We start from the raw sequence: 26,020 nt of genomic DNA, 5'->3' as shown, positions 1-26,020 counted from the left end.
TTTTGGCATATTCATGCCAAAACACCTCGCGGGATAGTGGTATGTGAACAGTAACGAATCTTCACTATGGCAATGAAATTTCGCCTTGTATGAGCACGGTTTTATGAGCATGACATAAAATATAATGTAAACAGTTTTCAGAGAAGGGAATTATATATGGAAAATTATCGGATGGGATGTTCCGGCAACCGCCCTTATAACCGTACCTGCGGTATGAATATGCCTCAGCCTTCAAATAGAAATATGAACAGTTCCGAATGCTCTGTCAGAAACACGACAGACTGTAGCTGTACTATACCGGGTGTCAAAGAAAAAAAACATAAAATGTTTTCGCATCTTCAGTATCTGGAACCTGCAATGGCATATGTTCCCTGCCAGAAGTTTACAGAGAATTTCCCACTGCAGTATGCATTAAATGTAGGAACCATTTTCCCACAGTTATGCAAACCATTTTGTGGAAAGAGAGGTATTCGAAGATGAAAACAGATTGCTCCCAAAAACAGTTATTAAACCGTATCGATCAGGTCAGTTTCGCAGTCAATGATATGACTCTGTACCTTGACACACATCCCTGTGATGAAAAGGCTCTGACTTACTGTCACGAACTTGTGCAGGAACGAAAAAAGCTATTAAAAGAATACGCCGAAGCATATGGTCCCCTGATTATTGACATTACAGATCAGACCGGAGAATCCATCTGGAAATGGATGGAACAGCCATTCCCATGGGAAAAGGAAGGAGCGTGCAGATAATTTATGTGGAATTATGAAAAAAGGCTTCAATATCCGATCAATATCACACAACCCAATGCAAAAATTGCACAGTATATCATGAGCCAGTACGGTGGCCCGGATAGCAATACCCTATAATATAAAAATACCGAAAAATGATACAATATCTTGTTGAGCCAGAGGAGTAAAATCCTGTGGCTCTTTTTTATATATTATACAGGTTAAACAAGCTTTTTGAAATACCCTGCCGGAACAAATTCAAAAACAAACCCTTCTGTCGGATGCGGGATCCGGATGAAGTACCACTTCTTGCCCTTTACGGTTTCGGTGTATTTCATCACATCTACAACCGCATTCTTTTTAATCACCGGGAACATTTTCGCCTGAGTCTTGCCGGCTGCACTGTAGCATTTGCAATCCTTTGTGAATCTGGCCACATAAGCTACTGTGTTCTGTTTCTTCTTTGCATCAGATGTGACAGTCTGATCTCCGGCATAGCGTAAGATACAATTCCACGGATAATTTCTATAGTTGCGAATCAGAAACTCTTTTCCGGTCTGATCTCCCGGCTGTCCGCCATGTGCGGTACCTTTCTCATTAATGGATGCTTCTACCTCTTTGCCAGCTCCACAGTACATTGCAACATGGTGAGCTTCATTCAGCAGCACATCACCACGCTTTAACCCTGTTCCGGTTCCTCTGTTGACAGAGACGGTAATGTCTTTGAATCCGTTCTTCAAGAACACATTTTTCATATCTCCTGTGTATGTAGCACCACCAGACTTAACCGGAACTCCGGCGTTCTGCCATGCCTGGATCACAGCCGAGGAGCAGTCGTAATCTCCCTTTTCTCCCCAGCGGTAGTCCTGATCGTAGCCATGAGAATCATCTTTCGCCCATGTCTCCATCTGTCTTATTGCTTTTTCTGTCTTAGTCATTGCAACACCTTCTTTCTCTGTACTATCAGCATATGTATGAATCATGTTTATGACAGCTTTCTGCCTGTCTGTGTAATCCCCTACCTGGTTCGGAGTCGGGTCTGTGGGATCCTGACACAGTGTTGTGTAAATCTTGTCTACGGTGTACGGTTCCGGAGTCTTAGACAAGATTCTCTTCAGCGCATCAAAGCCGCCCTGGTGCAGGATATTGATGCATTCCATCATTGCGGTGTCCGGCATGGTTCCGTAGGCTTTTTCGATAATTGGTATGTATGTTCGTATCTGGTCTTCCATGTACTCATCCTGACACTTCTTTCCAAGGTCGGTGCTGATGATGTCCACAATACATTTTCCTTTCGCAGATTCCGCTGTTACGGCGTATGTATCCCAGTTCTTCATCAGGAGGTCTGATTCCATCCCGGCATTGTCTATATCCTTGAACAGCTTCGGGTTGGCTCTCTGGATCCGGTACAGAAGTTCTTTTGCTTCGTCAGCATACCACTGGCCTGCACCGATGGTAATTGCAATCTCATTGTCACAGTTCGCCCCTGCACCGGCGAAACAGGAATAATCCTGTCTGCCATATACCTGATCTCCGGATTCCACTGCGTACAGTATTTTCCTCAACACAATTACATTTTGCTTATCCATAAGCATTTCCTCCAAAAGGGATGATTCCTCATCCCCTGAATCATTCGTCTTTATTTGTCTGTTTAATGATCTGGTTCACATATGTAGAAAGACCGGCAATCAAGATTCCCTGTGTGATCGCTGTAAAGATCGCCATTGCAATATCCTGTCCGGTACCGCAGGTGCAGGTGGCAAACACATAGATTGCACAGATTGCAATGCTGATTCCGCCAAGGATAAGCGGGATATACTTATCTTTTACTGCCTGTGCCTGTTTGAGCGCCATTCCTACAAAATATAAGGCAATTGCTACTACGATGAGTTCCGGTTTTACATAATTTGTAATCTGTTCCATAATCATTCTCCTTTTCTTTCCAGGTCTTCTATTCTATGATTCGCAACCTTAATCTGTTCCTCATGTACACTCATTTTTTCTTCCAGAGCATAAGTTCTTTTGATAAGGTTATTGTGTTCATTTACTCTTTTAGTCAGCTCTTCCAGCTTATACTCCATAAGAGTTCGTGTCTTTTCCTGCTGTGCATTATTGCTGATCACACATACAATTAATGTAACCGCCGCACTGATGCAGGCTGAAATGATTGTTTCCATTTCTTTTTCCTTTCTGGCAATTGCGCCGGCGCAATTTTAGATAAAATAAAAGAAGCCTCTCGGCTCCGCTCTGATTCTTCTCATAAATTTCTCCTAAACAAAAAGAGAGCATTTCTGCTCTCTATATTGTGTGTTTTATATGGAGTATGTTTTTTTGCAAGCCCAGTTAAAATGTTTCTTTAAAGAATCCAGCCTTTGCCAATTCCTCGCTCATTTTTTCATCTTGGCTCTTTCCATCATTCTGAATTTTGCCAAGCAAATCATTAAGCATATCTTTCAGCTGACTTATGTTTGTGCTCAAATACCCATCCATTTGTGCACGGCTTAATTCGTATATCCTGCCACGTTCCAATTGATTCAGTTTGTTACTAATATTTAAAAGTTCACTACTATACCTTTTTGAAATGTCATAATCCAGTTTACTCATCGCTTGTACCTCCATTGTTTTTTTATTTATTCTATCATCCTATTTATAGAGATACAATCGTTAATTGGAAGTTTTGATAGTTAACTAAAGCTCTCGTCCCAAAAGTCCATGAGCAGTAAACCCTTGTATTTACAGGAATTTTCTCGTATCTATTGCTATCATCAGTACCAATCTGCTTTAGTTAATTAGTTTCCGCTTTCGGTTCTTCTTCCTTATTAATATCCATCAACTCATTATACTGTTCCTCTGTGATTCTCCCAACTGCAAAAAACACATCAATCTTATTCTTTAAATCATCTGTAAGTCCGTTTCTTTCTTTAAGTTTTAATAATGTTCTATATAACATAATCATACCTCCAATTCTGTAAGTGCTACTGCGTATTCGCTGTTTACATAGGCTTCTGCTGATTGTAAGTCCATATCATAGATGTAATCTCGGTTGTCGTTTAACTGTTGCTTCACATAGTTCCAACCATTAGTCATGCTAATCGGATAGTTAAATACTGTATATCCGTCAAGCTGTTCTGAATTGACGCTGATGTTTGTAGTCGGATAATATGTGGATAGTGATTTTAGAGATTTGATTTGTTCAAGCGATAATTCTTCTTCAGTTTGTGAAGTTAATACATAAATTACATATGTATCTTGAACTAATTTAATTGCTGTTTGCCTATCCGTAAATCTATCATCAACAAAAATAATGCTGTTATTGCTAGGAATGTACACATATCCGCTTTTATCAGTCCACATCGAACTTTTATACCGGTTCGATATAGGACGATGCTCTTTACTTGCATCATTAACACTGAATGCTAAATAACCATTTCCGTTTGAGTGGAGACCATGTGATGCATTTACATCTTTAACATCTTTCAAGTTTAATCGCTTTACTTTTCGATACAATTTTCCTTTCTCAACATCCACATAATCACTAACATACTGTTGTTCACCGATTGTGACGTTGCCACCTGAATTTACAGGGATTGCGTTGAGGGTAATATTGTTAAGCGTAACAGATTGAACCTTTAATCCATCTTCATTTATTACTTTAACAGTCGGATTCACCACGCTCTTAATCTCAACTGGATTTTCGGGTGAGGGTGTTCCATCCTGTGAGAGTTTTCCATATATCATCATATCTTTAATCTTTCCATTATCAGAATCAGTAATATGAGTTCCGCCCTGATTCGATGCATAGAACTTTGTAATTTTGTTGGATAAACCATCCTTCAGTGAAGCAACATCCTTTTTATTCTGTTCGATCTGCTTTGATGCATCCTCTACACTTTTTGCAGATTGAGCCGCATTGTCAGCAGAAGTCTTTGCACTTTCAGCTGATGCAGCAGCATTTTCCGTATTACTGGCAACAGTCTGAGTGTTTTGTGCTACTTCCTGAGCATTATTCAAAACAGTTTGGGCGGCTTCTTCTACAGTTGCTCTATCATCCGCAACGGTTTTAGCATCATTCCCCACTCTGGTTATGATCTTTTCTCCCTCAGTCTTTACGGTATTGACCGATGTATTTTGCTGATTGGTGATTGTATCTATTGCCTGTTGTTTTGTAGTATTAATCTCTTCTTTCGACTGTTCAACCGCTTCGGACACTCTACTGCCAAAACCGGCAATCTGTTCATTGACATTCTGCTCAGATTCAGATACTGTCTTTCTTGACTGTTCGGCGCTCTGAGCAGAATTCGCAGCGCTATTTTTGCTATTTTCCGCTTGCTGAGCCATCTGGACTGTATCGGAATGTAACTGTTGTACATCTGTCTGGTCTGCTTCTATTTCCTGCTGTGCCAGCTCTACTGCTGCTCTGGATATTTCTACCTGTGCGGCTTTATTAATCACATCGTTATATGCAGCAGTGTATTCCGGCGTCATATCTCCGGGCGCAGCTATCATCTGCCAATGTTCTGAATTGTGCCCCGAATCAGGGGCTATTCCGGTGATTGTTGTCTCCAACTCTGCCTGGCAGAAATATGAGCCGCCCTGATATGAAACTGTATCAAGATATTCATACGCAGCTGAGTCATCATATTCTCCTCGTGGGTTTAAGGAGATATTTCCTAAATCTGTTTCTGTATAATTATTTACTGTATTTGACATCCGGTACCTCCTCAAACTTTCAGCCGGTATTTCAAACGTGATCCGATTCGTTTAAAATTCACTTTATCAATAGTTGGATCTGAATACATTTTTAAACGGCCCTTGACAACTTTAAAAGCTGCAAAGAAAACATTTCCTGTATCACCTTTCAGACTTTCATGTTTTTCTTTCACATAATCGTCTATCTCTTTCTTTGCCTGTTCACTTTTCTCGGAAACCTCTTCTACAGAATCTTTTGCTTCCTGGCTGGCTTTCTCTGCCCGATCAGCAGCATTGTTTACTTCTTCAATCGCTTCCCGGAAGAATTTCTTTTCCTCCGGTGCATCTACAAGATCTGTGTTCGGCTTTGGTCTTGCCCGGACCGGGATTGTGATCTTGTATTTTGTTTCTCCAGATTCAGTATCTGTAAGATAGATGAATGCATAGATACTGTAATTGTCTCCTGCGACCTTCCTGAGAAAGCTGTCAGGAATCTGTACCTGTGCAGTTTTGTCTTTTACGGCTCCGATCTGAATCAGAGATTCTCCTTCCCGGTCCTGATCAGAAAAGTGGACTTCAAATGTTGCAGGAAGAGTAATTCCTTCTATCTGCAGTATCTGGCCATAGTCATACTGCCAGAGGGATGTTGTTCTCGCATATGTGTAATCGTTAAATGTTGCTGTTATGATGTTATCCCTCTTCTGCCTCCCTCTTTAGCAAATTCCATTCTTTTTCCGTGATAATATTCAATGCCCATTCTTTCGGGATGTATAGTTTCATTCTTTTATTGATTTTATTTTTTTTGTAATATCTATTCCAGAAATAGGCATTTGCCAGCGCTCTTGCTTTATGCATAATGCAAATATATGTTGCCCTGGCGTCCGGTGTGCCGAAAATCTGGTAATTGTATGCAGTGCACCAGCTACAGCCCTCTGCAATAGGGCAGTTAAAACACTCGTCTGTGCTCTGTGTTCTCCTGTCAATTTTTTTCAAACGCTCTACGCGGCATCTGTCGCATTCCGTCTGGCAGATTCCATGATCTACGTCTCCGATTGAATAAGGTTCCTGTTGATTTCCCAGAGAGCTTTCCATGTAGCGCAAACACGGATATATAATGCCTGCCGGATCTACGGCCAACATCACTCCATTTCCGCCGCACCAGTTCTCCAGATCCGACGAGAGCTTCGGATGGAAGAACTCCTCTTCAAACAGCGAACAATAATAATCATTTTCGAAATCCATATTATTTTCCAGAATGTAATCCGCGAGACGCTTCATGTCGTTATATAGTACGGTGGCGTGAATTGGTTTCCATCCATCCTCATATACGCAGTTCGCATTTATTTCGCAATATCCCAGTTCAAACATATGGACAATCGCATCGTATGTATGCATGACATTGGCCGGCGCGATAGTGATCTTTGAACCCATGTAATTTCCTTTATTCATCCAATCTTTTGCAGCAGATACTGCCAAGTCATATGATGGACTTCCATCCGGGAATATGCGGCAAGAATCGTGTAATTCTTTGTTTCCATCAACTGTAACTGAGAAAGACAATCTGTTTTTCCATTTGTTTAGCACTCTTCCGACTTCCGGATCATGATATAGCGTTCCGTTTGAGCATATAGAGAACATCGTTTTATCAAGCCACGGATGATTAAGTTCTATCATTCTGTCAATTGCATATGAGCATATCTGATCTATTAATTTTGCTTCTAGCAATGGTTCACCGCCAATGAAGTCAATAATCAGTCCTGGGGATTTTTGAGGATTGATATATTCTTTCATTCCTTTTTCTCCAGTTAACAGCATGTCTAACATTTTTTTTGCTGTTTCAAGGCTCATTTTGCGTTTTCCTTTTTTAATCTGATAGCAGTATGTGCACGCCAGATTGCAGTCATCAGTCACCTGAAATGTGACTGTTTGCGTTAAGATTTTTTCTTTTTCATTCGCCTGATGAAGTTCCGGATATAATCTGCTTAATTGCTCCGTATACTGCTCAGTTCTTTTCATTTTCAACACCTTCAATTTCACAATTGCACATTATGTTGATCTCAAGTTTCGTCGAATTGTTTGGAAGCATCCAATTATATTTGTGCTTCTTTATTGTTTCCGGTATATACAACTTTTCAATTTCCTGAACTGCCAGTTTGTACTCCGCTTCCAGTTCTGCTCCTTTTTTTTGATATGCTTTGAATGCATCAGAATTAATAATATCCGGATCATTCGGATGTGATTCAATAATTCTCTGGATAACATCTTTTGCAAATCCCAGCTCAAAGTTCAATCTTTCAATGTATTCTGCTTTTTCTCTTTCGATTTCTACAATTATCTTTCTCATAGTTTTCCCCTTCCTTAGATTGTTCCAAGTTTTATTGTGATCACGCTTCCTCTGTCTGACAGATCCTCTGTGATTACGTCTACTTTCCATCCCGGGAAGTCCCTTTTTGTTTTTCCAACGCTTAATGTGAATTCCGAGTCGTTTCCGTCTGATAATTTTTTCTTGACTGATTCAAAAGTTTCATTTTCTCCCACATACATGGTGATAAGGCTGTTGTAATTTAATTCATTTCCTTTTCCATCTTTAAATTTTTCAAACGAGAATGAATTGTTCATTCCTGCTATTTCTATTTCCTGTTTATTTTTTAAAACTAACTTCATTTTTCTTCCTCCTGTTTTTCAAAAATGACCAAGTCGGTCATTTTACTGTAGATGAAACTTGCCCATAGCATGTATCTTTGCATGTATTTCCGCAATTAGTAGAACAATTTGACGAGCATGAAGTACTGCATCCTCCGCAAATCGTAGAACAGCTATTTGAGCACGATTCTGCGCATCCTCCCATGCATGAAGATGTGCATTCGGATCCGCATGAACTTCCGCACGAACTGCAACCAGAGCATCCGGTGCATGATGTCGAACATGATGCTGTGCATCTGTTGTCGCATCCAGTACAGTACCCCGAACATGTTCCGGAGCATCCTGAGCAATCGTATGAACAACTATAACCACATCCAGTGCAACTATTTTTGCAGCTGCCCGAACAGTCATCTGCGCATGTCGCAGAACAGTTGCCTCCGCATCCGTTTGTGCAGTCCGCGCAAGTCTGTGCGCAATTTGTCGTGCAGGTCTGGAAACAATCCGTTTTGCAGCCAGCTTCGCAATCATCTGCGCATGTCGCCTGGCAACCCGTACATTCATCCTCGCATGCTCTATTGCATTGCCTGTCGCAATTTCCACTGCATCCAGTTTTGCAACTAGTCGAGCATGCGGTTCCGCATGAGCTTCCGCAATTTCCTTTCGTTGTGTTCTGGCAACTTGTCGCGCACTGAGTTCCGCAACTAGATGTACAAGCCCTTTCGTTTTCCTCCTTTTAAGCTTTTATTGATGTAGTGCATCCTGCACCGCATGTATGTGTGCAGCCGCTCGAACAGCCGCCTGTGCAGCCGCCACAGCCACCCGAACAGCCATCTGAGCACTGCTTTCCGCATGTGGTGCTGCAGTTTCCAGAGCACGAAGTGCACCCCATGCAGGTAGATGCACAGGCCAGTTCGCATAGACCTGTGCAATTCCCTCTGCACCCCGATACCTTTGCATCTTTCTGTATGTTTAGCATTTTGTCCGCGAAGTTTTCTGCTTTTTCCAAGGTCATTTCAAGCGCAGTTCTTTCTTTTTTCAGGCTGTTATCTTGCAGGAAATCGTTGATTTCTAAAAGCGGATCAACGATTTTTTGAATATGCTCATCTGAGATCTGTTTTCCATTCTGCGGCATGATACTAAAATCATATTCCTGTGATGCATATTTCTTCAGTGATCCTCCCATTTGTTCTGCTGTTCTGCTCATCATTGTTTTTCTTACTTTTTCTTTGATTCGTTTCAAAGATTCAGCTGTTATAATCCTTTTTTTCTCCTATACTGCTGACACTGACGTGTAAGCCGGGTTCACGAGCATATAGTCAATTGTTACTGTTTCCATTATTGTTGTTTTTAAAATCGACGCTTCGATGTGCATTTTCGTACCTTTTTTCACTTCCCCAAAGTCTACGATAGTTCCCAAAATCTTATATTTATTGTTTACGTCAAGCATGCTTGGTGAAATGCGGATTTCTTTAACGATTTCTCCGGCAGATGATCCTTTTCTGATTTTTACAGATATAACAGAATCCGTTTTCGATATATCCGAAACCTTCATGCGAATCATAACTGAATATGTTCCTATTTTCAGTGCAAGACTTTTTGAGAACAACGTTATTTCTGATATAGAGCTTGCATTTTTGCTCAGAACAGAGTATTCTGCTTCTTCATCGTTAATCGTAGCTTCCGTCGAAAGATTTGTCCCTCCGACATAAATTCCTCCAGCATTTTCTACTTTTGCAAGAGTTTCATCGACCTTGTCCATCATGTCTGCGAAATCTTTCACGTTAAAGAAATCATCATCCTCCGGTTTTGGAAATCCATAATTAGTTGTTTTCTGCAAATGTTACCTCCTCATTCCGCAGCTGGTAATATGTCTTTTCTTTTAGCTGCTTATATGTATAAGGTTTGTATTTTTTGTATTGATTGTATCTAAGAATTATTTCTAGCAAATAATCGAGCGGAACCATCTGTTCAAACAGATCTTCTACTCCCTTAATCATATACTTTCTCGTCACCTCAACCTGGCATGATACCTGTTTTTTATCCAGTTCAATGTCCAGTATATAGTTTTCTCTTCCGAGTACTGCGTCCAGTTTCTGGCGCAGCGTTGTTTCTGTGTATACAGGGCTGGACCACCACCTCAAAAGAACTTCCAGTCTCCGGTCTTCCAGGCTCGCCGTATCAAGAGGCTGGATTCCAAGGATCTTTTCTCTGTGCTTTATACCTGACTCTGCAGATGTCTTAATTGTAATATCCTGATCTATTTCTTCCAAATGTCTTTCAAGAATTTCACCAATAGTGTCTCCTGCGTCGATGCACGCTTTTATTTCCCGGATATTTATTACAGCTTCCGGATATTCCACTTTTATGTGCATGTAATCTCCCCTTTTACCGGGACTGATTTATCTGTTATCTGTAGATTGTCATCTGTCCCATTGATCAGTGTTCCTGTGACATCTATTATTCCTTTAATTTTTACAATCGCAGCTTCTATCTGCAAAATACGTACAATAATCGTGTCGTTTTCTTCCCATCCTTTTCGAAGACTAAGCAGATATTCATCGACAGCCTGATTAATATAGCTCGTTAAAGCTTCTGTAGTGTATCCGGATTCGCATGTTATAGTCGTTGTGATATTTACGGTTGTTTCTTTTACTCCAGTAATGAACACCCTGTGTCCGATTGGCGCAAATCCTTCTCCTTCTCCACTGTTTACGACCGGATCTACTGCCGTCTGTGTTGCAGTAATAACATCTTGTGGTGGCGTTCTATAGTCCTGTCCAATAATAGTTATCGCAATTCTGTCAGATGGCGTTTTCACCCGTTCCAGCTTGCATCCATAGACACCTCTCAGCTCTTTAACACGGCTCTTGTAATATTCTCGGTTTCCGGCGAACCCTCGGTAATTATAAGTTGCTAACAGTCTTGCACGATAGCTTTCTGTTTCTTCCTGATCAGTGCCTTCCAGAATACACTTGATACTTCTACCCCACTCAAAATTTTCTACATATTCAATAGGGTCAAGTTCTCCTGTAATATGGTTCGGTTCTGCTCCTGGTTCGTCACATCCAAGCCTGTATATATGTTCCGCATCATTTATCACATTAAAAACAGTGTAGTTATATTCATCAAGATTCCATCTCGATCCTAATGGCACCTCACAATTAAATTGAGCGGTAATTTCCGAATATGTCGCTTGATTGATGTAGCACCCCCTGTCATTTCCATTCCTGATAAGGTGTTCCAGATCCGCAGTGTCCGCGTACATGTTTTTCTCAATTCCTGAAAGTATCAAATAAGCTTCCTCAAGTCTTACTGCCTGTTTTGCACATGCATTAAATATCAGGCTGCCTTCCGATGTGTCGATATCATCTGGCATATCTTCCATCATTGAGCGCATTATTGTTTCATAAGTCATTTCTTCAAACATCTGTGTTCACCTCCCCGTCTCCGAGTTCTGTTATAAGTCTGAACGTCAGCGTAATCTTTTCTTCCTGCTTTATGCATGAAAAATTCTCAATTCCGGTTATATACGGATTTTCTGTCAGACATTCTTCCGTCATCCTCTCCAGTTCGGAATCTGTCAGTTCTTCAGAATAACTCTTTCCTACAAGATTCTCATATTCCTGTCCATAATCTTCTGAATAGATATAATACCGATAGCGTGGTGTTCTTAACGCCAACCACGCCCACACAAGAAGCGCATCGTATCCTTCGACCATCTTTCCGGAAAGTTGCCCTGTCTCAAAATCAATTCCATATTCCCTGGGAATATATAAATTTTCTTCCTGAGTTTCTTCTTCAGTTTCTTCAAACGGAAACATCATTCTGCTTCCACCACCTTTGCAATCAAAATGTATTTCTCATGTTTATGCAGTTTCAAGAGAAGAACGATATCTCCTTCTTTTAAGATGTTTTTTCTATATTCTTCCATAGTGACATTATGGTCGGAGTCTGTCATATATTCTGCCGATTCAGGTTTTGAAGTATGCAGGAATATTTTTTTGTTCGGGTCCAAGCGCAAATTGCAATCTATTAGATAATCTTCTTTTTTTAACGTCATCGTGTCTACTCTAACCTTTCCCGACTCCATCATAACTCCAAGCTGAGGTACCGGAGGGTTATAGAATTTTCCAGCTTTTCTCATTTGCTCTACGAACCGTTCATATGTATTTATAGACCTTGATATCTTCCTCCATTAATAGCTGCAGTTACTTTTTTCCCCTGCCACTGACTTACATTTAACAGTGCTCCCGAGTTTGAGTAATCGCTTCCGCCCATACTCTCCCATTCTATAATCGACCATCCAGAAGCCGGGTAGTCCTGCCAATGCCCATAAACACTACCGCTACTGTCTCCTGCGTTTTTTTCATCAGCAACAAGGCAATTCAGTTTTATTCCTCCTTCCAGAGTAAAACTTATAAGGTCACCACAAGATCCAAAATATGATCCCACAGCAACAAGATAATAACCATCTATAGTCGCTATGCCATGATCGCTTGCTCGTCCTTTCGCATTCCATATATCTGCAACCCTTCTTTGCATAGAATCACCATTCCATCGACTATACCAATATGGATATATTGTATAATCCCATGGGCATATGCCGGATTGTTGCAATCCCGCTGGTACCGGTTTGGATGTACCAGATATAGTCGCGCCGCTTCCAACTGATATTGTTGTAACAGGATAGTCAATGTAACAAAATCCATATACGTCACTTCTTCGATTTCCACACTGCTTTCGTGCTGCAAGCCCGCCTGTTGCACCGCTTGTATTTCCCTCAATAGACACATAATCGTTGATTCCCGATCCGGAAACACTTTCCACCAAGCCTATATGGCTTCCTCCACCCGGTCCGTACACTACCAGTGCGCCAACTTTTGGCGTTGTTCCAAATTTTCCCCTTGCCTGGTACCATTGTGTCACCTCAGAACAGCTTGCAGTCTTTCCTCCACCTATAAACAGGTCTCCATGTCCAGATTTATTGAAGATTGACCATTGAAAGATGCAGCACCATGCAACTCCATTGTACCCGTAGTATTGTGTGGCTTCATTCGTGCTTCCTGATATTCCGATCCATGCTCGTGCCTGATTCAGTACATCATCCAGTGCATTGCTGGTCGTTGTACTGCTGCCGCCTGCAGAATTCGCAATCTGTTCCTCGTCTTCCTCCTGAATATCCATCACGTTTTTGAACGCAAGTTCCAAAGTTGTCGTATAAACTCCACCGTTCCATTCATGGCTGTCATTTTCTATCCAAAATTTTCCCTTCAGTCCGGTCCTGGAGTCCTCTATAATCACACCTAATCCAGAAATGCATCTGTAGTCCCCAATCATAGTCAAATTTGCGGTTTTATTTATGCCTTGCAGTTCTGCCTTAGCTTCCGTTTTCCCGTTTCCACTATCTACGGATATCGCGTTTTGAAATATGCCGTATTTCTTTATCCAGTTTGAGTTACTCACACTTCCAATTTTATTATTGTTTGAGTCATAGATATATACACGATTTACCATGCTGTCTAAATCTTCTGTATATGAGGACTCTGTAATTCTTTCCCCCTGCCGTATGTGGAAATTGGGGATAACTTTCCCTTTCTGTATGACCTCTAGCTTATCTCCGTTCATTTGTGCGATGTATTTTTTCTTGTTTTTTCGGTATGCTTTTGTGTATGCAGCCATGATAATTTCATAATACGGGCGTTCCTGAAAGAATATTTTCGCAATAGGCATCTTAGTTTTTGCAATTGATCCGGTCTTTACTTTTACGTCTCTGCAGACCATCTGTGCGATTTTTTCAGGGGTTTTGTTTGCAAAACGGTATGTACCGCTAGATCGTAAGAGATGCATCATGCCGTCAGTTGCTGTATACTGTAGCTCACCCATTTCAGATTTTCTTTCTCTTTGGGTAATAATTCCGACAAATTTCGTTTTTTTATCATCCGGATATCCTGGGTAGAATACAATTTTGTCTCCTAATTTTATGCCAAGAGTCTTGACATTCTTATCATTCGGGCTGTATGCAACACTAAACACGACTGTTCTGGCTGCCTGTTTAGCACTCCCAGCCCAAGTCACGCTCGTTACATAACCGGTTATTTTCGCATCATTCCACATTATTTTCATGGTATCACCAGCTTTGTCCCGTCATATATATACCAGCCATTTACACCATTATGTGCGCTGCTTACACGTCCATGCTTTTTTGCGGCTTTTTCTATGACAGTCTTGTTTGCATTGTAGATTTTGTTCGCATAGGATCCTGAACCGTAATATTTTTTTGCGATACTCCTGAGGGTGTCATTTCCTTTTACTGTATGAATTTTTTTCTTTGGTTTATTGTCTGAGCGACTGTTCTCCTTTTCCGGCTTCTTTTTCTCCGTTTTTACAGGTTCCAGGACCGCCTTCAACGGTTTCGTATATTTTGGCGGACGATAATCTTTCATAGTGATTGAATATGTTATATCGCTCGTTCCGTCGTCTTCCCCGAACTGAAAAGATGTTATTATTACATTTTTATTAATCTTTGTTTTTGTAATAATGAATTGAATAGGGGTTTCCTGCCATCCGAGGATTTCCTTTACATACTCCCAAGGATTTCTGTCTTTTGCATAGTCTGCAAAAGGGTAGTCCTGTGCCGGAAAAAAAGACTCAATCGTATACGCTTTAAGTCCTTTTTTCCCAAGTATTGTTACATCCCCTCTTGTTTGCACATTAACAGTCTGATGTGTATTTTCAAAGGTCACGTTGAATGATGCCGGTCTTATAGGAAGTTGTATTGATTTGTCTTTATTCTTTAACCAGTATTCCATATCTCCTCCTATGCTGTCTGCGGCATATTATCAATTGCCTGTTCAATCCTCTTTACAATCACCTCGGCGATCTTGTCAATATCCGTCTCTTCTCTCACCACGATGCTATCTGCCAGTTTTGCAATTGCAATAGAATAATTCTTCCTTCCATCCTGGCGTGCCATCTGTACAGACTTGTCATGTGGATATACTCTACTTCCGGATGGAAGATCAACAATTTCTCCACCCTTTTCGCTGATCTGCACGATTCCGCCCTGCCAGTAATCAGTGCCTTTCGCCAAAGTCGGAATTGTCGGGATATTGAATCCGATATGTCCTCCACCAACAGCACTGGGGAGATCAACACTTATTTTATTAATCGCTCCAATTGCTTTATTCACAAGGTTGATTACCGCATTAAGCGGTGTCTTTACAAGTGATTCCAGGGTTCCAAAAATGCTTCCAACTGCCTTTACGATTCCGTTCCAAGCCTTTTCCCAGTCTCCCTGGAAAGCGCCTGTAAGGAAAGTAATAATTCCGGAAAGAAAATCTTTTATGCCCTCGATAACAATCTCTGCATTCTCATACCATCCCTTAAACGCTTCTACGGCTATATCAATTGCAGGTTTGATTGCATCTGCAAATTTCTCAAAAGCTGTTTTGACATTCTTCCACATTTCCTGTGCCCAGTCTATGACTGATCCAATCCATTTTCCGGCTGCCTGTCCGAAATTCACCAGACCATCTTTCGCTTTATCAATCACAGGTTTGATTTTATCCCAGTTTTTATAGATAAGCACTGCTGCTGTCGCTACCGCAACAATTGCCACTGTAGCAATATTTGCCGGGCTTGCAAGCATTTTAAACACTCCTCCTGCTTTCGTTACTGCTCCTGCAAGCGCCCCTGCATTCGAAATAGTTTTTCCAATCCCTTTATTAAGTGTTCCGATCCCTACTAAAACTGGTCCGACCGCTGCCGCAACCCCCGCGATTTTAACGATGCTTTTCTGCGTAGCAGGACTCATCGCATTCCATTTATCAGTCAGTTTTCCTATTACATTAATTCCTTTCGTAACATACGGAATTAATTGATTTCCAATTGGTTGCAGTACATCCACCTGTATGGTTCTCCAGAGTCCTCCTAAAGCTCCTGATAAAGTGTCGTATTTTACATTTACCAGTCCTTCGACAGATTCTCTGCTTTTATCTATAGCATCACTCGCCGTTGACATAGATGTTATAACCTGAGGTCCCAAATCTTCCCACATGGTTCCGAATAGGTTTACTCCGGCTGCACTCTGTGCTACCGGATCGTCCATAGAAGCAAGTCCTTCTATTACTTCATTGAATGCTTCTTTTGCAGTTTTCCCTCCGGCCCCAAACTTCTGTGCCATTTCATCTGCATTCATTCCAAGGGCCTCGAATCCCTGTTTCGTTGTGTCTGATCCATCTATCGCCCTGATTGAGAATTCTTTTACGGCATCTCCAATCTTGTCCAAATTGAAAGCTCCATTCTGTGCACCGTTTGCAAATACAGAAAACATATCCTCTGCGTCCAGTCCCAGCTTCTTGAACTGTACGGAGTATTCGTCAATATTATCAAAAAGTTCATCCGAAAAATTAAGACCCGACTGCATTCCCTGTGTCATAAGGTTAAATGCCTCTCTTGCCGATACACCGTAGTTCTTTATGAGTGAATCAGCCGCCCTTGTACTTTCTGCCACGTCTACTCCAAATGTATCCGATAGAGTGTAAGCATACTCCGTACATCTCTGAAGAGCTGAGTCGTCCAAGTAAGACATGTTCTGATTAACAGTCGCCATGGCTTCTGCCACATCATTGATAGATTCTCCGAAATTGTCCTTGTAAACATCATTGATCATATCTTTATATTTTCCCATTTCATTCGATGCGGTTCCTGTTGCCGCCGCGAACTGTTGGAAAGCATCCTGTGAATCAGAGGAAAATTTAATCGCCGCAGTTCCAACCGCTACCAATGGTGCAGTGACCGACTTGGTCAATGTTTCTCCTGCAGCAGTAAATGCTTCTCCTGCGTGAGAAAATACGCCCGCAACACTATTAAATCGTTTTTCTAGGTCGCGCGCCTGTGCCGCTACTTCTCTCGACGGATTGCTGAAATCGTCAATCAGCTTTACAACTGCTGCAACTGTCTTACCTGCCCTTGTCTCTCATCTCCTCTTTTATGTCCTGCAATTCTTGTTTTAAAAAGGCGCGAGTGATCAAACGTTCACCTGCGCCCATATCGTAATATTCCGATGGTTTCCATTTCTTTAGGCGGAACAGTGCATAAGCCACGCTTGCTTCGCCGTCCACCTTTATGAGTTTTTTACTTCTTCCTCAGCATCTTCTCCAAGTCCGGAAAGTTTAACAATTTCGCTTGCAATAGACCCCGATTCTACTCCAAATAAAGCCGCTGCCAAATCCTTCGGTGTCGAAGCGCCAAAGTGTTCCATGAGTTTCTCATTTTTCAGGTCTGGTTCTACAATTCCATACACGCAGCACATCAGATTAAAATCATAAACAGCTGCCATATCCCTGTTTCCATTCTTGTCATACAGCATTGCCTGCAGACTGTTATAACGTTTTCCGGACAGTTCTCTAATTGTTATTTCTGCGTCCTCTCCCACTAACCTTTCCAGCTTCTTTGATTTAATTTGTTTTGTTTCTTTTTCTTCCGCTTTCGCCTTGTCTACGCAAAGCAGTTTGTCAATTAAGTTCATGTTTTTTCTCCTTTATGCATCAATTGTATCAAGGACTTCAAAACCACTGAAATTAAATGGGATTGATTCCTCCAGCAGTTTTCCGGCTTCCCAGTCTGCAATTGTCAATTCCGTGATCACGCAGTCATCCAGTCGAATCCTTTCTGCCCCAAACGCTTCCGGATCCTCTAAATTCGTGATAATTGTCATCCTCGTGGCTTTACCTTTTTTCAGGTTTTCAGACACTTTTTTCAAGAAATAGGATGTAACCTTATTTAATTTCAGTGTACCAGATCCACTGATTCCAGTTATTTTGTATCCTTTCTCCAATGTCCCTGTTCTTTTTACTTCGCTTGTATCAAGTTTCATCTTTGCCTGGAGCGCCGTTGCTTCCGCCATATAATCATTATCAATCCAGCACTCTCCAAACGTTCCATTAATAACACGATCTGGTGTGTAATTATTCCTTGTGGTTCCTCCTTAAACAGCAATTTCCAGATTAATATCTTCCATGACATCAACAATAGTTACGGATGCCTTCATGAACACTTTTTCATCGGTGTACTGTTTTTTTATTTCTTCATCTGACATTGCTTCCGCTTCGTCTCTGGTTACGCCTTTGTTTTCAATGATGTACTCTTTGATTTTCTCTACATCAAGTTCGACTGCATAGTCCTGTATAAGACCGTTTCTTTCTAATTCTTTCATGTATGAATCAATTGCAGAAATCAACAAGCATTTATTGCTATATGTATTTGGGTATTTTCCAACATAGTTGTCTTCTGCAAGCAGGACCAGGTCGTCATGCATCATATCCATAGTTTCTACAACACGTATTTTTTTCCATGGATCTGCTTTTCCTTTTGAAACCGTTGTCAGAGAATTAACTCCCCTGGCTACTTTCACTTTTTCCCCATCATAGAAAAGCACAAGCTTCCCTGCATCTACCGCAGCATCTAAGGCATCTCTGTCCAGCTTTTCACACTCACTCGCCTCTTCGACAACTGCGTAGGTCGATGATATTTTATACGATGTTCCTGCAAGCAGACCTGCAATCCGGGAACAAAACTCTTCTGGGCCGTACTTCTTCCCTTTTACTGTTACTTCGCTTGTAGCATAATTCACGATTCCTTCACTGTCCGCAGTATTGTCCGGAAGAACCGCTTTTATTTTATTTCTATTTCCTTCTCGCTGATCTCTCACCCATGTTACAATTTCTTCTTCCTGGCCATCTGTTTTTACTGTTGGGCAACAAAGCCATGTTACTTTTTTTATTTCAAAGTATTCAAGAGCCTTTCTGTAATCTTCTTCTGTTTTCGCAAGAACATATACAACTATCTTTCGCGGAGTTGTATCATTTCCTTTCATTGCCAGTTTAATTTGTTCTTTATTCTCTGCGCTCAACGTTTCGGGTATGTCTTTTTCTTTGTAGATTGTAATCGGATTTCCATCCGGGACAACCGCGTCCTTTATGATCATTCCCACTATTCCGCGTTCAGATCGCCTAATTGATTTTCTCGCCGCCGCCACAAATACGACATTCATCACCGGTAAACCCCTAATTCCTTACCTCCTGTGCAAATATTAATTCTTTCATTGTGTCATAGTTTTCTTTTCTCGGAATCTGATCCCAGAATTCTACATCGAACCGGCATACAGGAATATTCAAATTTTCTCCCTGGAAATCCAGTTCCATGTTATTTGTGTTCAGGTTTCTGTTCCCTGCTGTCACTTTTTGTCCAAATAATTCTTCCATCCTAGCGAAAAATTTCATTGCTTCCTCTTCATTCGCTGCTCTTTGTATAAAATCAATCTCTATTTCCACATTTTTGTGAGCTGCATTTTTAGTCGATTCCGAAAAAGTCTGTGTTATATATACAAAAAATGAAGGGCGCATATACCCCTCTATTGTATCTGCTCCGTATATTTTTACGTCCGGATATTTCTCCTTCAGAGCGGAATTGACCGCTTTTTTTATTTCTTTAAGAGTCAAATCCTGCCTCCTTTAATATTTCCTGCAGGAGCTCTTGTCCAATCAGCTCCGCATGATCCGCTCGCTGCGACATATATTTAGCTACAGTTTTCTTGCCTTTAACTTCTCCGACCTGTCTTAGTCCATGTGTTCCGTCTTTACTTTTATGTGTTATCATCGCATGTCCTTCTTCGTAAAGGTGATAATGCGGCGCTGTCGTTGTAACCGCAACCGTAACCTTACTTCCTGATCGCATTACTTTCCCCTGTCGGAAGCTTTTTGCCAGAGGTTTAGGTGTTGCTCCCTGCCCTGCATAATGGTGCCCTTTTGCTTCGGAATTTACTCGTCCTTGTAAATCCTTAGCAATATTTTTCGCTTCTTTCTTTAAAACTTTTTCTGCAGATGCAGGATATTGTTTTGTCGCCTTCTCCATTGCCTGGATCAGTTCCGAAGCGTCAAAATCAAAGTTGATACTTGGCACTTTCGAACACCTCCTCACATTGGATTTCCAACATTCTGTGCGTATTGTCCATATCAAGCGGCGGACCTGCAATGGAAAACATGTGTCCCTGATACAAAATCCTCATATCTGCAGTAATATCTTTTCGGAAGCGGATGTACATTCTGTGTGTAACCTCCGGCTTTAATTTGCTCATGAAATTGTATTCTGATGCTTTGTATGGTTTTACAGTTGCCCATACTGTCCGATATTTTTTCCACTCGGATTTGTCCTGACCCATTTCATCTTCTGAAGTGTTCAGGCGGAGAAATGTGATCCGCCTGTTTAGTTTTCCGATATCAACCATTTTCTTCCTCCAGTTGTGACGCCTGTAGCTGAAGAACCATTGATCCGACCACATGTGTCAGTCGTTGTTTGTCTGCTTCCTTTACTGTCAGCACACGATTTTCGTAGAGATCCTGTATGATAAGCATGAATAGCATCTGCGTTTTTGGATTCTTCTCATCACATTTCCCGACAGCATCTTTTATGTATTCTTTTGCAGCGTTCATCATCAGTTCTATGGTCATGTCGTCTGCATCATCGTCGATTCGTAGATACTCTTTTACTGCATCAATATCCACAGTTCACCGCCTTATCTCATACTCCTGTAACAGTTGCATCTTTAATTGTCAGCTGTCCGTTCACGAACGCTTCTTTGTCTTTCACCGTGCAGTCTTCCCTTTCAATTGCCCTGAAGATTGTAAGATCTTCTTCAAATGCATTCAGCTCTCCGATCTGGGCGATGTTAGATGTCATAAGAGTCATCTGATTTCTATCCCAGAATTTGATACCCTCTTTCAAATCTCCAATAATAACTGGTATTTTTCTGCTTCCTGCTGTCTTTGTATCGGATGGCATATCGGAGTTTGGAATAACTTTGACAGGAACAATTGTTGATCCAGCGCAAAGTCTAAGCTGCATTGGATTTGCAGGATCCGGCTGGAGAAGATATCTTCCTTCGTTATCCTTTAATGTATCAAGCCACTGTAACCCATCGTCGTTTGTCACAATTGCAGAAGTAGGTTTAAATGCCTGTCCAAGCGTGATATTCAATGCTTTCTTGATATCATCAAGATCTTTCATCGCTGTTACATCCTTTGTCGCAATCTGCTCAAGAATCATTTTATTTCTTGTGACTCTTGACTCATCCGCAATCCATGTTGTCAAAACGCCTGTGATATTTGCATCTGTATCCGCAAGGAGTTCATTTGTGCAAGGGAAGTATCCTGCATATTTCTCAATCTCGTATGAGATTCTTTCGAACTGCGGGGTTGTTCCAGCTGTTATCTTTCCACCTTCTCCCACTTTCGCAAATCCAGTCTGCTGCGCACGTTTCTTATAGGTTCTCTGGCCTTTATTTGTTGTTACATTTTCTACATCAACCAGGCTGATCAGAGAGAATTTTGCATCTCTGTAGGTATTAATCTGTGTCTGAATGTCTTCCGGGACTGTATATCCTCCATCTGCAGGTGTGCCTTCTACCATGGTTGCATTTCGGAATCCTCTTCTTGCAGCATTAGCAAATTCTTTGATAGAGTTATTTTCTAACGGTTTCGGATCCTGTTGCGGTTTAATTGTTCCATTTCCGTCCGGATCCATGATATCTTTCAGAAGGTCAAACTGTTCCTGCATATTTTTAAGTTCTTCCTTGGCTGTTCTTGCTTCTTCCAGCTTTCCCTGTTCTACCAGGGACTGTACCATTGTTTTTTTCTCATTAATAGAGTTTAAAAGTTCTAATAATTTTTTATTCCTTATATCCTCCGTTCCGCTCAGACGCCATACTGGTCTAAGTCTCCTAATATTTCTTTTTTCTGCTGTTTTTCTGCTTCCTGGGCTTCTTTTTCCTGCTTTACTTTATTGCGTATTTCATCCGTCAGTCTGACTCCGCACACACAATTAAAGAACTGCTGCCCTGAATTCTCGATCTTATCAATAAATCCAAGTTCAAGAGCCTTCTCTGCTGTGATCCATGTTTCCTTATCCATCATTTTCAGGATTTCATCTTTTGATCTTCCTGTTTTTCTTGCATACGCTTCCGAAAGCGCACTGTTCATTGTTTTCAGGATTTCTGCGTTCTTCTGCATATCATGATAATCTCCGGAAGCTCCTGACATTGAGACATTGTGGATCATTATAGTCGCAACAGGGCTCATTTTGCATGTGTTTGCCATTGCAATCACACTGGCTGCACTACCAGCAAGCGATTGAATGTTGATTTCCACGTCACTTCTTCCGGCAAGAATAGAATAGATTTCCTGTCCTGCCATCACAGAGCCGCCGCCTGAGTTTATGTTTACCATGAGTGTTTCTCCTGGTTGAAGAGATGCAATTGCATTCCTGATATCATCCGGACATGTGGAATCCCAGTCCAGCCAGTCGTAAATCCATTTATCATCATTGCTGATGATATCCCCTCTTACATCAATCTCCATCTCCTTCACCTCCCTGTGTGTTAATTCCGTAAGCCGCGCCTATATGTGTTATCGGCTGATACGTTCCGTTTACCATGTTGACATCTCCTCCGTCCACGAAAGGAAGATCAAGGAGATCTCTCCCCTCATTGATCGTATAGATTCCGTTCTGCACGTATCCAGTTATTACTTCCTTCTGTGTCTTTGAATCCGTTCTCAATATTGCTTTTTCGTTGAATTTAAAATAATATCCTTCTTTTTTCTCAGTATCAGAAAGACATTTATAGTTTATCTCCTGCTCGTACTGTGACAATCTATAGCTCATCGTGTCCACCAGGAATGCCAACTGCTGGCTTTCAGAATTTGAATAGCTTGACTTATCATAATCGTTTAGCTGATTTGGTTTAATTCCGAATGCTGCTGCAATCTGCAATGCCGTATATTTTTTTATCTCTGCATACTGCGCATCTGCCAGAGTTACGTTTAGTGGCTGCAGTGTCATACCAACTGGTACCGCCACCACTTTACCTGCGTTTTTAGCGCCTGAAAGTAATGCGTTGTATTCCTTTTGCAAGGCCATACGCTTTGGTTTATCAAGGTCTCCTGTATACTGCAACGCTGCCTTTGCGGTTAATCCGCTAGCATACAGCTGATTCAAGTATTTCTGTGACTCCACTGCGCCCGAAATTGAATCCTGTAAGATCTGCCTTACCGGTTTTCCCATGATTCCATTAAGTGTGCACCATGTTTTAAAGTGCATAACATTATCCTGTGAAAAAGTGTATGTTTTTCCGGTCTTAGGATCGCTGTATCGATAATACAGCCTTCCTGCGTCTCCGAACACTCCCACATCATCCATTAGCACATCCACATAATTGCTCTGCATAGGCCAGAATGAAAGAATGTTGTATTCTCCTCCATATCTTCCCTTTTTCTCGAATTTCGTCTGTATCCATACATACGCATTTCCATAATGTTCACAATTATATTCTATCGTGCCCCAGAACGTCGCCGGAGTCATGATCTGATTTGGTCTATTCATAAGGAGCCATGAAGCTCTCGTCGGATCTGCCCGTATTTTCCCCTTATCGGTCTGCTTATAAAATTTCAGTGGCATTTTCCCCATTGTTTCTGAAAGCATTTTTAAACATGTAAAATACGTTACTTCTCCAATTGCATTTCGTGGGGTTTTTGGATCAATTCCAAGCCACTCCATTAGCCTTTCATCATCTATTGATACAGGCTCTCCAACAAGGGAATTCCACATTTCTTTAATTTTCTGTAGAATCCTTCAATATCTCCTCAATAAAATTATTAATGTAATCTCCGTAATCGTCTCCGAATGTATGAAACATTGCCAGCTTATACGCACATAGTGTTGCATCCACTGGGTCGATTCTCTTTTTTGTTGCATCTTTATCAATTTTGATCAGTCCATTGTTCTGCCGGATTACCGCATTACTCATCGCATAATTCAGCAGAGGATTGTAAGTATATATAATATTTCTGCAAAATACCTGCTCTTTGAATCCCTGTGTTGCTTCGTTTAGGTGTTTGTGGCTCTGAAATACTTCTTCGACATCGTATCCTTCATCTGACAGATCCATCATTAATTTACTCGCATTCGCAGGGTCAAAGCACAGGCATTGTATTTTTAATTTCATTTTTTCGCAGGTCTCAAGAACATATCTCATAACCGCTCCCTGATCTACGATCGGAGTGTTTGTTACCTCCAGAAATCCCATACGTTCCCACGCGTCATAGGCAACCTTGTCTTTTATAATATGTTCCTGAAGCTTCTCCCTTGTCGGGATAAAACTGTGCGACCAAAGAATATACTTTACTATTTCTTTTCTATTCGCATCATATTCCCCGGATAAAAACGGAATCATAAACGCCACTGATGTAAGATCTGTCTTTGCAGACATATCGAAACCTACATACACCGGATGCCCCGTTATATCAAATGGTAATTCATTCACCTGGCAGGCTTTCCATTTCGACATGTCCATATACCCATTCTCTTTCGCCTGCACCCAGACATCCAGACATTTTGTGAGGAAGGCCGTCATATGTTCCGGCTGTTCTCTGGCAATCTTATATTCACCGCGAATCTTATCGACACCTTCCGGATATGTCATTCTAATCGGATTAGCTTTCTTCCAAGTCTCTTCGTTATCCAGATTTGAAATGTCTTCATAATCTTCCGGATCCATCTCACAAATGTCGATCAGATATTCATCATTCTCCACGTCCGTGTTTGGATCCAACACCTTGGAACAATACTGATACTCAGTCACATAGCAAGGATAAGTTAAATCCATTCCAGCTGTTGTTATAATCATCAAGAGTGGCTCTTTTGTGTTTGATCCTATTCCTAAATCATAGAACTCCGTGGTTTTGTGCTGATGATACTCATCTAAAACCAGAAGTGCAGGGTTTGTACCATCCCCGGACTTTCCATCGTCTTTTGATAATGGTTTGATTGTGCTATTGCTTTTCAGATGTTTTATACAGTCCCTGGTTACCTTAAATTTCATCCTCAAAGGTGATCCTTGAAGCATTAATCCGGCTTCCCCGAATACAATTTTGGACTGATCGCGTTTTGTGCCGGCGGTATAAATCTCGTATACTTCTCCGTTCTTGGTTGATGTAACTGCTGCCTCATAGAGTGCAATACCTGCTTCTTCCTGAGATTTCGCATTCTTTCTGGCCACTTCTGTGAAATATTTCTTGAAACGTCGATATCCGGTATTTTTATGAACCCATCCGTACAGCTGGCAAATTCTAAATCTCTGCCATGGTGTTAGAATGATCGGTTGCTTTGCCAGAACTCCTTTACTATGTCGTAAGAGTGCAAACCATTCTACAATGTTCTCCGCCTGGTCTTCATCCCAGACGTATGGAAAATCCGGTTGACCGATTCGGTCGATATCTCTCAGTAATCTCTCACATGCCCATATATGTTTTCTTCCACTGATAATCTTTCCAGATATGCAGTCACAAGCGTATTGTTTAAGTTCATCAAGAATCATATAGCACCGAACCGGTTCTCAATTTCTTCCTGCTGCTTATTTACTTTCGCCGATCCTGCCTTCAATCTCGAATCAATTGTCAGACCACATAAGGCGGCGAAGCGTCTCATTTCTTCTGCATACCCTTTCTGAATATCAACCATAGGATTTTTTACAACAATTACTCCCGTTCTGGTTTCTCGATCAACATAATACGTCTGCTGACTCAATATTTCTGTTGCTTTTACGTAGTTTGCGAACGCATTGCAATAACCTCCTATATTGTTTAAGTCCAGATTTCCGACTATATTTAGCTTGCTTAACTCTTTTACAACTCTTCGCCATTCTTTTTTAGCAACATCATCGATCAGCCAAGAAGGAGGTCGTTTAAGCTGGTTTTTCTCTGTTTTTACCTGGTCTTCTGCATCTCTTTTCTTCTGTCCGTCAATAACTTTTAAATGTCCGGTTTGCAATTCTACCGGCACTCTCGGTCTTGCCCTCTGACCTCCCTCCTTTCATTTGCCAACTTTTTTTTCGTTTTTAGAATTTT

The 26,020-nt window shown here is 41.2% G+C and carries 34 protein-coding genes and 2 pseudogenes; 3 read left to right on the top strand and 33 right to left on the bottom strand.

Features of this window, described 5'->3' with window-relative positions; all coding sequences use genetic code 11:
- Positions 1 to 156 precede the first annotated feature (156 nt).
- The 3 genes and pseudogenes from LJE11_RS10190 to LJE11_RS20360 form a co-directional block, all read left to right on the top strand.
- Positions 157 to 480, top strand: coding sequence for a spore coat associated protein CotJA (locus LJE11_RS10190; RefSeq protein ID WP_020994075.1), 324 nt, complete (start codon positions 157 to 159; stop codon positions 478 to 480).
- On the top strand, positions 477 to 752 hold the full coding sequence (locus LJE11_RS10185; protein ID WP_008704137.1) for a spore coat protein CotJB: 276 nt from the start codon (positions 477 to 479) through the stop codon (positions 750 to 752). Before LJE11_RS10190 ends, LJE11_RS10185 begins: the two co-directional genes overlap by 4 nt.
- Before the next feature lie 3 nt (positions 753 to 755).
- Positions 756 to 854, top strand: a pseudogene (locus tag LJE11_RS20360) (manganese catalase family protein); the annotation flags it as partial.
- A gap of 98 nt (positions 855 to 952) precedes the next feature.
- Here the strand turns inward: LJE11_RS20360 and LJE11_RS10175 are convergent.
- From LJE11_RS10175 to LJE11_RS10015, 33 genes and pseudogenes are all read right to left on the bottom strand, one after another.
- A complete protein-coding gene (locus tag LJE11_RS10175; RefSeq protein ID WP_227217990.1) occupies positions 953 to 2,320 on the bottom strand; it encodes a peptidoglycan amidohydrolase family protein in 1,368 nt (455 codons plus the stop codon).
- 40 nt (positions 2,321 to 2,360) lie between these two features.
- The gene (locus tag LJE11_RS10170; RefSeq protein WP_227217991.1) at positions 2,361 to 2,654 is read right to left on the bottom strand and encodes a phage holin family protein; all 294 of its coding nucleotides are present in this window, start codon (positions 2,652 to 2,654) and stop codon (positions 2,361 to 2,363) included.
- A gap of 2 nt (positions 2,655 to 2,656) precedes the next feature.
- Positions 2,657 to 2,908: a hypothetical protein gene (locus tag LJE11_RS10165; protein WP_117674585.1), complete on the bottom strand. Its 252-nt coding sequence runs from the start codon at positions 2,906 to 2,908 to the stop codon at positions 2,657 to 2,659.
- A gap of 166 nt (positions 2,909 to 3,074) precedes the next feature.
- Entirely contained in the window at positions 3,075 to 3,335 is a 261-nt protein-coding gene (locus LJE11_RS10160) for a hypothetical protein (RefSeq protein WP_227217992.1), read from the bottom strand.
- 181 nt (positions 3,336 to 3,516) lie between these two features.
- Positions 3,517 to 3,681 (bottom strand): hypothetical protein, encoded by a 165-nt coding sequence (locus tag LJE11_RS10155; RefSeq protein WP_227217993.1) that lies wholly within the window; start codon positions 3,679 to 3,681, stop codon positions 3,517 to 3,519.
- 2 nt (positions 3,682 to 3,683) lie between these two features.
- A complete protein-coding gene (locus LJE11_RS10150) occupies positions 3,684 to 5,441 on the bottom strand; it encodes a hypothetical protein (RefSeq protein ID WP_227295911.1) in 1,758 nt (585 codons plus the stop codon).
- Between the two features lie 11 nt (positions 5,442 to 5,452).
- Entirely contained in the window at positions 5,453 to 5,614 is a 162-nt protein-coding gene (locus LJE11_RS10145) for a hypothetical protein (protein ID WP_227217995.1), read from the bottom strand.
- A 496-nt stretch (positions 5,615 to 6,110) separates the two neighbouring features.
- Positions 6,111 to 7,436, bottom strand: a complete 1,326-nt coding sequence (locus LJE11_RS10140; RefSeq protein WP_227295909.1) for a radical SAM peptide maturase, CXXX-repeat target family — start codon at positions 7,434 to 7,436, stop codon at positions 6,111 to 6,113.
- Positions 7,423 to 7,764, bottom strand: a complete 342-nt coding sequence (locus LJE11_RS10135; RefSeq protein WP_227217997.1) for a hypothetical protein — start codon at positions 7,762 to 7,764, stop codon at positions 7,423 to 7,425. The genes LJE11_RS10140 and LJE11_RS10135 overlap by 14 nt, the downstream gene beginning before the upstream one ends.
- Before the next feature lie 14 nt (positions 7,765 to 7,778).
- Positions 7,779 to 8,084, bottom strand: coding sequence for a hypothetical protein (locus tag LJE11_RS10130; protein ID WP_227217998.1), 306 nt, complete (start codon positions 8,082 to 8,084; stop codon positions 7,779 to 7,781).
- Positions 8,085 to 8,126: 42 nt separating this feature from the next.
- Complete coding sequence (locus LJE11_RS10125) at positions 8,127 to 8,624, bottom strand: hypothetical protein (RefSeq protein ID WP_227217999.1); 498 nt, start codon at positions 8,622 to 8,624, stop codon at positions 8,127 to 8,129.
- 172 nt (positions 8,625 to 8,796) lie between these two features.
- Positions 8,797 to 9,303 (bottom strand): hypothetical protein, encoded by a 507-nt coding sequence (locus tag LJE11_RS10120; RefSeq protein WP_119243462.1) that lies wholly within the window; start codon positions 9,301 to 9,303, stop codon positions 8,797 to 8,799.
- Positions 9,304 to 9,333: 30 nt separating this feature from the next.
- Positions 9,334 to 9,900 carry a hypothetical protein gene (locus tag LJE11_RS10115; RefSeq protein WP_119243463.1) on the bottom strand — a complete coding sequence of 189 codons (567 nt, stop codon included), beginning with the start codon at positions 9,898 to 9,900 and terminating at the stop codon, positions 9,334 to 9,336.
- On the bottom strand, positions 9,884 to 10,435 hold the full coding sequence (locus LJE11_RS10110) for a putative phage tail protein (protein ID WP_119243464.1): 552 nt from the start codon (positions 10,433 to 10,435) through the stop codon (positions 9,884 to 9,886). Before LJE11_RS10110 ends, LJE11_RS10115 begins: the two co-directional genes overlap by 17 nt.
- The gene (locus tag LJE11_RS10105; protein WP_119243465.1) at positions 10,426 to 11,490 is read right to left on the bottom strand and encodes a baseplate J/gp47 family protein; all 1,065 of its coding nucleotides are present in this window, start codon (positions 11,488 to 11,490) and stop codon (positions 10,426 to 10,428) included. The genes LJE11_RS10110 and LJE11_RS10105 overlap by 10 nt, the downstream gene beginning before the upstream one ends.
- Positions 11,483 to 11,887, bottom strand: coding sequence for a DUF2634 domain-containing protein (locus tag LJE11_RS10100; RefSeq protein WP_119243466.1), 405 nt, complete (start codon positions 11,885 to 11,887; stop codon positions 11,483 to 11,485). Before LJE11_RS10100 ends, LJE11_RS10105 begins: the two co-directional genes overlap by 8 nt.
- The gene (locus tag LJE11_RS10095) at positions 11,884 to 12,207 is read right to left on the bottom strand and encodes a DUF2577 family protein (RefSeq protein WP_119243467.1); all 324 of its coding nucleotides are present in this window, start codon (positions 12,205 to 12,207) and stop codon (positions 11,884 to 11,886) included. The genes LJE11_RS10100 and LJE11_RS10095 overlap by 4 nt, the downstream gene beginning before the upstream one ends.
- A gap of 26 nt (positions 12,208 to 12,233) precedes the next feature.
- Positions 12,234 to 14,186 carry a CHAP domain-containing protein gene (locus LJE11_RS10090; RefSeq protein ID WP_227295907.1) on the bottom strand — a complete coding sequence of 651 codons (1,953 nt, stop codon included), beginning with the start codon at positions 14,184 to 14,186 and terminating at the stop codon, positions 12,234 to 12,236.
- On the bottom strand, positions 14,183 to 14,872 hold the full coding sequence (locus tag LJE11_RS10085; protein ID WP_227218001.1) for a LysM peptidoglycan-binding domain-containing protein: 690 nt from the start codon (positions 14,870 to 14,872) through the stop codon (positions 14,183 to 14,185). Before LJE11_RS10085 ends, LJE11_RS10090 begins: the two co-directional genes overlap by 4 nt.
- Before the next feature lie 8 nt (positions 14,873 to 14,880).
- Positions 14,881 to 16,872, bottom strand: coding sequence for a phage tail tape measure protein (locus LJE11_RS10080; protein ID WP_227218002.1), 1,992 nt, complete (start codon positions 16,870 to 16,872; stop codon positions 14,881 to 14,883).
- A gap of 151 nt (positions 16,873 to 17,023) precedes the next feature.
- Positions 17,024 to 17,167 carry a hypothetical protein gene (locus LJE11_RS10075; RefSeq protein ID WP_182437390.1) on the bottom strand — a complete coding sequence of 48 codons (144 nt, stop codon included), beginning with the start codon at positions 17,165 to 17,167 and terminating at the stop codon, positions 17,024 to 17,026.
- Positions 17,168 to 17,187: 20 nt separating this feature from the next.
- A complete protein-coding gene (locus LJE11_RS10070) occupies positions 17,188 to 17,592 on the bottom strand; it encodes a phage tail assembly chaperone (protein ID WP_119243470.1) in 405 nt (134 codons plus the stop codon).
- A gap of 12 nt (positions 17,593 to 17,604) precedes the next feature.
- Positions 17,605 to 18,015: pseudogene (locus LJE11_RS10065) on the bottom strand (phage tail tube protein); the annotation flags it as partial.
- A gap of 36 nt (positions 18,016 to 18,051) precedes the next feature.
- Positions 18,052 to 19,116 carry a phage tail sheath C-terminal domain-containing protein gene (locus tag LJE11_RS10060; protein WP_227218003.1) on the bottom strand — a complete coding sequence of 355 codons (1,065 nt, stop codon included), beginning with the start codon at positions 19,114 to 19,116 and terminating at the stop codon, positions 18,052 to 18,054.
- Between the two features lie 13 nt (positions 19,117 to 19,129).
- On the bottom strand, positions 19,130 to 19,564 hold the full coding sequence (locus LJE11_RS10055; RefSeq protein WP_227218004.1) for a phage tail terminator family protein: 435 nt from the start codon (positions 19,562 to 19,564) through the stop codon (positions 19,130 to 19,132).
- On the bottom strand, positions 19,554 to 20,024 hold the full coding sequence (locus tag LJE11_RS10050; RefSeq protein WP_227218005.1) for an HK97 gp10 family phage protein: 471 nt from the start codon (positions 20,022 to 20,024) through the stop codon (positions 19,554 to 19,556). Before LJE11_RS10050 ends, LJE11_RS10055 begins: the two co-directional genes overlap by 11 nt.
- A complete protein-coding gene (locus LJE11_RS10045) occupies positions 20,005 to 20,349 on the bottom strand; it encodes a phage head closure protein (RefSeq protein WP_227218006.1) in 345 nt (114 codons plus the stop codon). Before LJE11_RS10045 ends, LJE11_RS10050 begins: the two co-directional genes overlap by 20 nt.
- Positions 20,342 to 20,626, bottom strand: a complete 285-nt coding sequence (locus LJE11_RS10040; RefSeq protein WP_227218007.1) for a head-tail connector protein — start codon at positions 20,624 to 20,626, stop codon at positions 20,342 to 20,344. Before LJE11_RS10040 ends, LJE11_RS10045 begins: the two co-directional genes overlap by 8 nt.
- Before the next feature lie 16 nt (positions 20,627 to 20,642).
- The gene (locus LJE11_RS10035; RefSeq protein WP_227218039.1) at positions 20,643 to 21,800 is read right to left on the bottom strand and encodes a phage major capsid protein; all 1,158 of its coding nucleotides are present in this window, start codon (positions 21,798 to 21,800) and stop codon (positions 20,643 to 20,645) included.
- A 14-nt stretch (positions 21,801 to 21,814) separates the two neighbouring features.
- Entirely contained in the window at positions 21,815 to 22,477 is a 663-nt protein-coding gene (locus LJE11_RS10030; protein ID WP_227218008.1) for a head maturation protease, ClpP-related, read from the bottom strand.
- A complete protein-coding gene (locus LJE11_RS10025) occupies positions 22,467 to 23,723 on the bottom strand; it encodes a phage portal protein (RefSeq protein ID WP_227218009.1) in 1,257 nt (418 codons plus the stop codon). The genes LJE11_RS10030 and LJE11_RS10025 overlap by 11 nt, the downstream gene beginning before the upstream one ends.
- Before the next feature lie 4 nt (positions 23,724 to 23,727).
- Positions 23,728 to 25,491 (bottom strand): terminase large subunit, encoded by a 1,764-nt coding sequence (locus LJE11_RS10020; RefSeq protein ID WP_227218010.1) that lies wholly within the window; start codon positions 25,489 to 25,491, stop codon positions 23,728 to 23,730.
- On the bottom strand, positions 25,488 to 25,955 hold the full coding sequence (locus LJE11_RS10015; RefSeq protein ID WP_227218011.1) for a phage terminase small subunit P27 family: 468 nt from the start codon (positions 25,953 to 25,955) through the stop codon (positions 25,488 to 25,490). The genes LJE11_RS10020 and LJE11_RS10015 overlap by 4 nt, the downstream gene beginning before the upstream one ends.
- Positions 25,956 to 26,020 lie beyond the last annotated feature (65 nt).

Origin of the sequence: Blautia sp. DFI.1.216 (genome assembly GCF_020594215.1) — a bacterium.
GTDB lineage: Bacteria > Bacillota > Clostridia > Lachnospirales > Lachnospiraceae > Blautia_A > Blautia_A wexlerae.
The sequence above is the reverse complement of the archived record's forward strand: the minus strand, read 5'-3'. Positions and strand labels throughout refer to the sequence as shown.

What these genes read in the sequence shown, in the direction of transcription:
- LJE11_RS10045 (WP_227218006.1), bottom strand. Translation starts at nt 20,349, where the DNA reads ATGGTTGATATCGGAAAACTAAACAGGCGGATCACATTTCTCCGCCTG.
- LJE11_RS10110 (WP_119243464.1), bottom strand. Translation starts at nt 10,435, where the DNA reads ATGCACATAAAAGTGGAATATCCGGAAGCTGTAATAAATATCCGGGAA.
- LJE11_RS10030 (WP_227218008.1), bottom strand. Translation starts at nt 22,477, where the DNA reads ATGGAGATTGATGTAAGAGGGGATATCATCAGCAATGATGATAAATGG.
- LJE11_RS10130 (WP_227217998.1), bottom strand. Translation starts at nt 8,084, where the DNA reads ATGAAGTTAGTTTTAAAAAATAAACAGGAAATAGAAATAGCAGGAATG.
- LJE11_RS10150 (WP_227295911.1), bottom strand. Translation starts at nt 5,441, where the DNA reads ATGTCAAATACAGTAAATAATTATACAGAAACAGATTTAGGAAATATC.
- LJE11_RS10190 (WP_020994075.1), top strand. Translation starts at nt 157, where the DNA reads ATGGAAAATTATCGGATGGGATGTTCCGGCAACCGCCCTTATAACCGT.
- LJE11_RS10160 (WP_227217992.1), bottom strand. Translation starts at nt 3,335, where the DNA reads ATGAGTAAACTGGATTATGACATTTCAAAAAGGTATAGTAGTGAACTT.
- LJE11_RS10100 (WP_119243466.1), bottom strand. Translation starts at nt 11,887, where the DNA reads ATGATGTTTCCGTTTGAAGAAACTGAAGAAGAAACTCAGGAAGAAAAT.
- LJE11_RS10070 (WP_119243470.1), bottom strand. Translation starts at nt 17,592, where the DNA reads ATGAACTTAATTGACAAACTGCTTTGCGTAGACAAGGCGAAAGCGGAA.
- LJE11_RS10025 (WP_227218009.1), bottom strand. Translation starts at nt 23,723, where the DNA reads ATGTGGAATTCCCTTGTTGGAGAGCCTGTATCAATAGATGATGAAAGG.
- LJE11_RS10020 (WP_227218010.1), bottom strand. Translation starts at nt 25,491, where the DNA reads ATGATTCTTGATGAACTTAAACAATACGCTTGTGACTGCATATCTGGA.
- LJE11_RS10090 (WP_227295907.1), bottom strand. Translation starts at nt 14,186, where the DNA reads ATGAAAATAATGTGGAATGATGCGAAAATAACCGGTTATGTAACGAGC.
- LJE11_RS10060 (WP_227218003.1), bottom strand. Translation starts at nt 19,116, where the DNA reads ATGAATGTCGTATTTGTGGCGGCGGCGAGAAAATCAATTAGGCGATCT.
- LJE11_RS10125 (WP_227217999.1), bottom strand. Translation starts at nt 8,624, where the DNA reads ATGAATGTACGGGTTGCCAGGCGACATGCGCAGATGATTGCGAAGCTG.
- LJE11_RS10165 (WP_117674585.1), bottom strand. Translation starts at nt 2,908, where the DNA reads ATGGAAACAATCATTTCAGCCTGCATCAGTGCGGCGGTTACATTAATT.
- LJE11_RS10170 (WP_227217991.1), bottom strand. Translation starts at nt 2,654, where the DNA reads ATGGAACAGATTACAAATTATGTAAAACCGGAACTCATCGTAGTAGCA.
- LJE11_RS10155 (WP_227217993.1), bottom strand. Translation starts at nt 3,681, where the DNA reads ATGTTATATAGAACATTATTAAAACTTAAAGAAAGAAACGGACTTACA.
- LJE11_RS10105 (WP_119243465.1), bottom strand. Translation starts at nt 11,490, where the DNA reads ATGTTTGAAGAAATGACTTATGAAACAATAATGCGCTCAATGATGGAA.
- LJE11_RS10175 (WP_227217990.1), bottom strand. Translation starts at nt 2,320, where the DNA reads ATGGATAAGCAAAATGTAATTGTGTTGAGGAAAATACTGTACGCAGTG.
- LJE11_RS10185 (WP_008704137.1), top strand. Translation starts at nt 477, where the DNA reads ATGAAAACAGATTGCTCCCAAAAACAGTTATTAAACCGTATCGATCAG.
- LJE11_RS10140 (WP_227295909.1), bottom strand. Translation starts at nt 7,436, where the DNA reads ATGAAAAGAACTGAGCAGTATACGGAGCAATTAAGCAGATTATATCCG.
- LJE11_RS10135 (WP_227217997.1), bottom strand. Translation starts at nt 7,764, where the DNA reads ATGAGAAAGATAATTGTAGAAATCGAAAGAGAAAAAGCAGAATACATT.
- LJE11_RS10095 (WP_119243467.1), bottom strand. Translation starts at nt 12,207, where the DNA reads ATGAGAAAAGCTGGAAAATTCTATAACCCTCCGGTACCTCAGCTTGGA.
- LJE11_RS10085 (WP_227218001.1), bottom strand. Translation starts at nt 14,872, where the DNA reads ATGGAATACTGGTTAAAGAATAAAGACAAATCAATACAACTTCCTATA.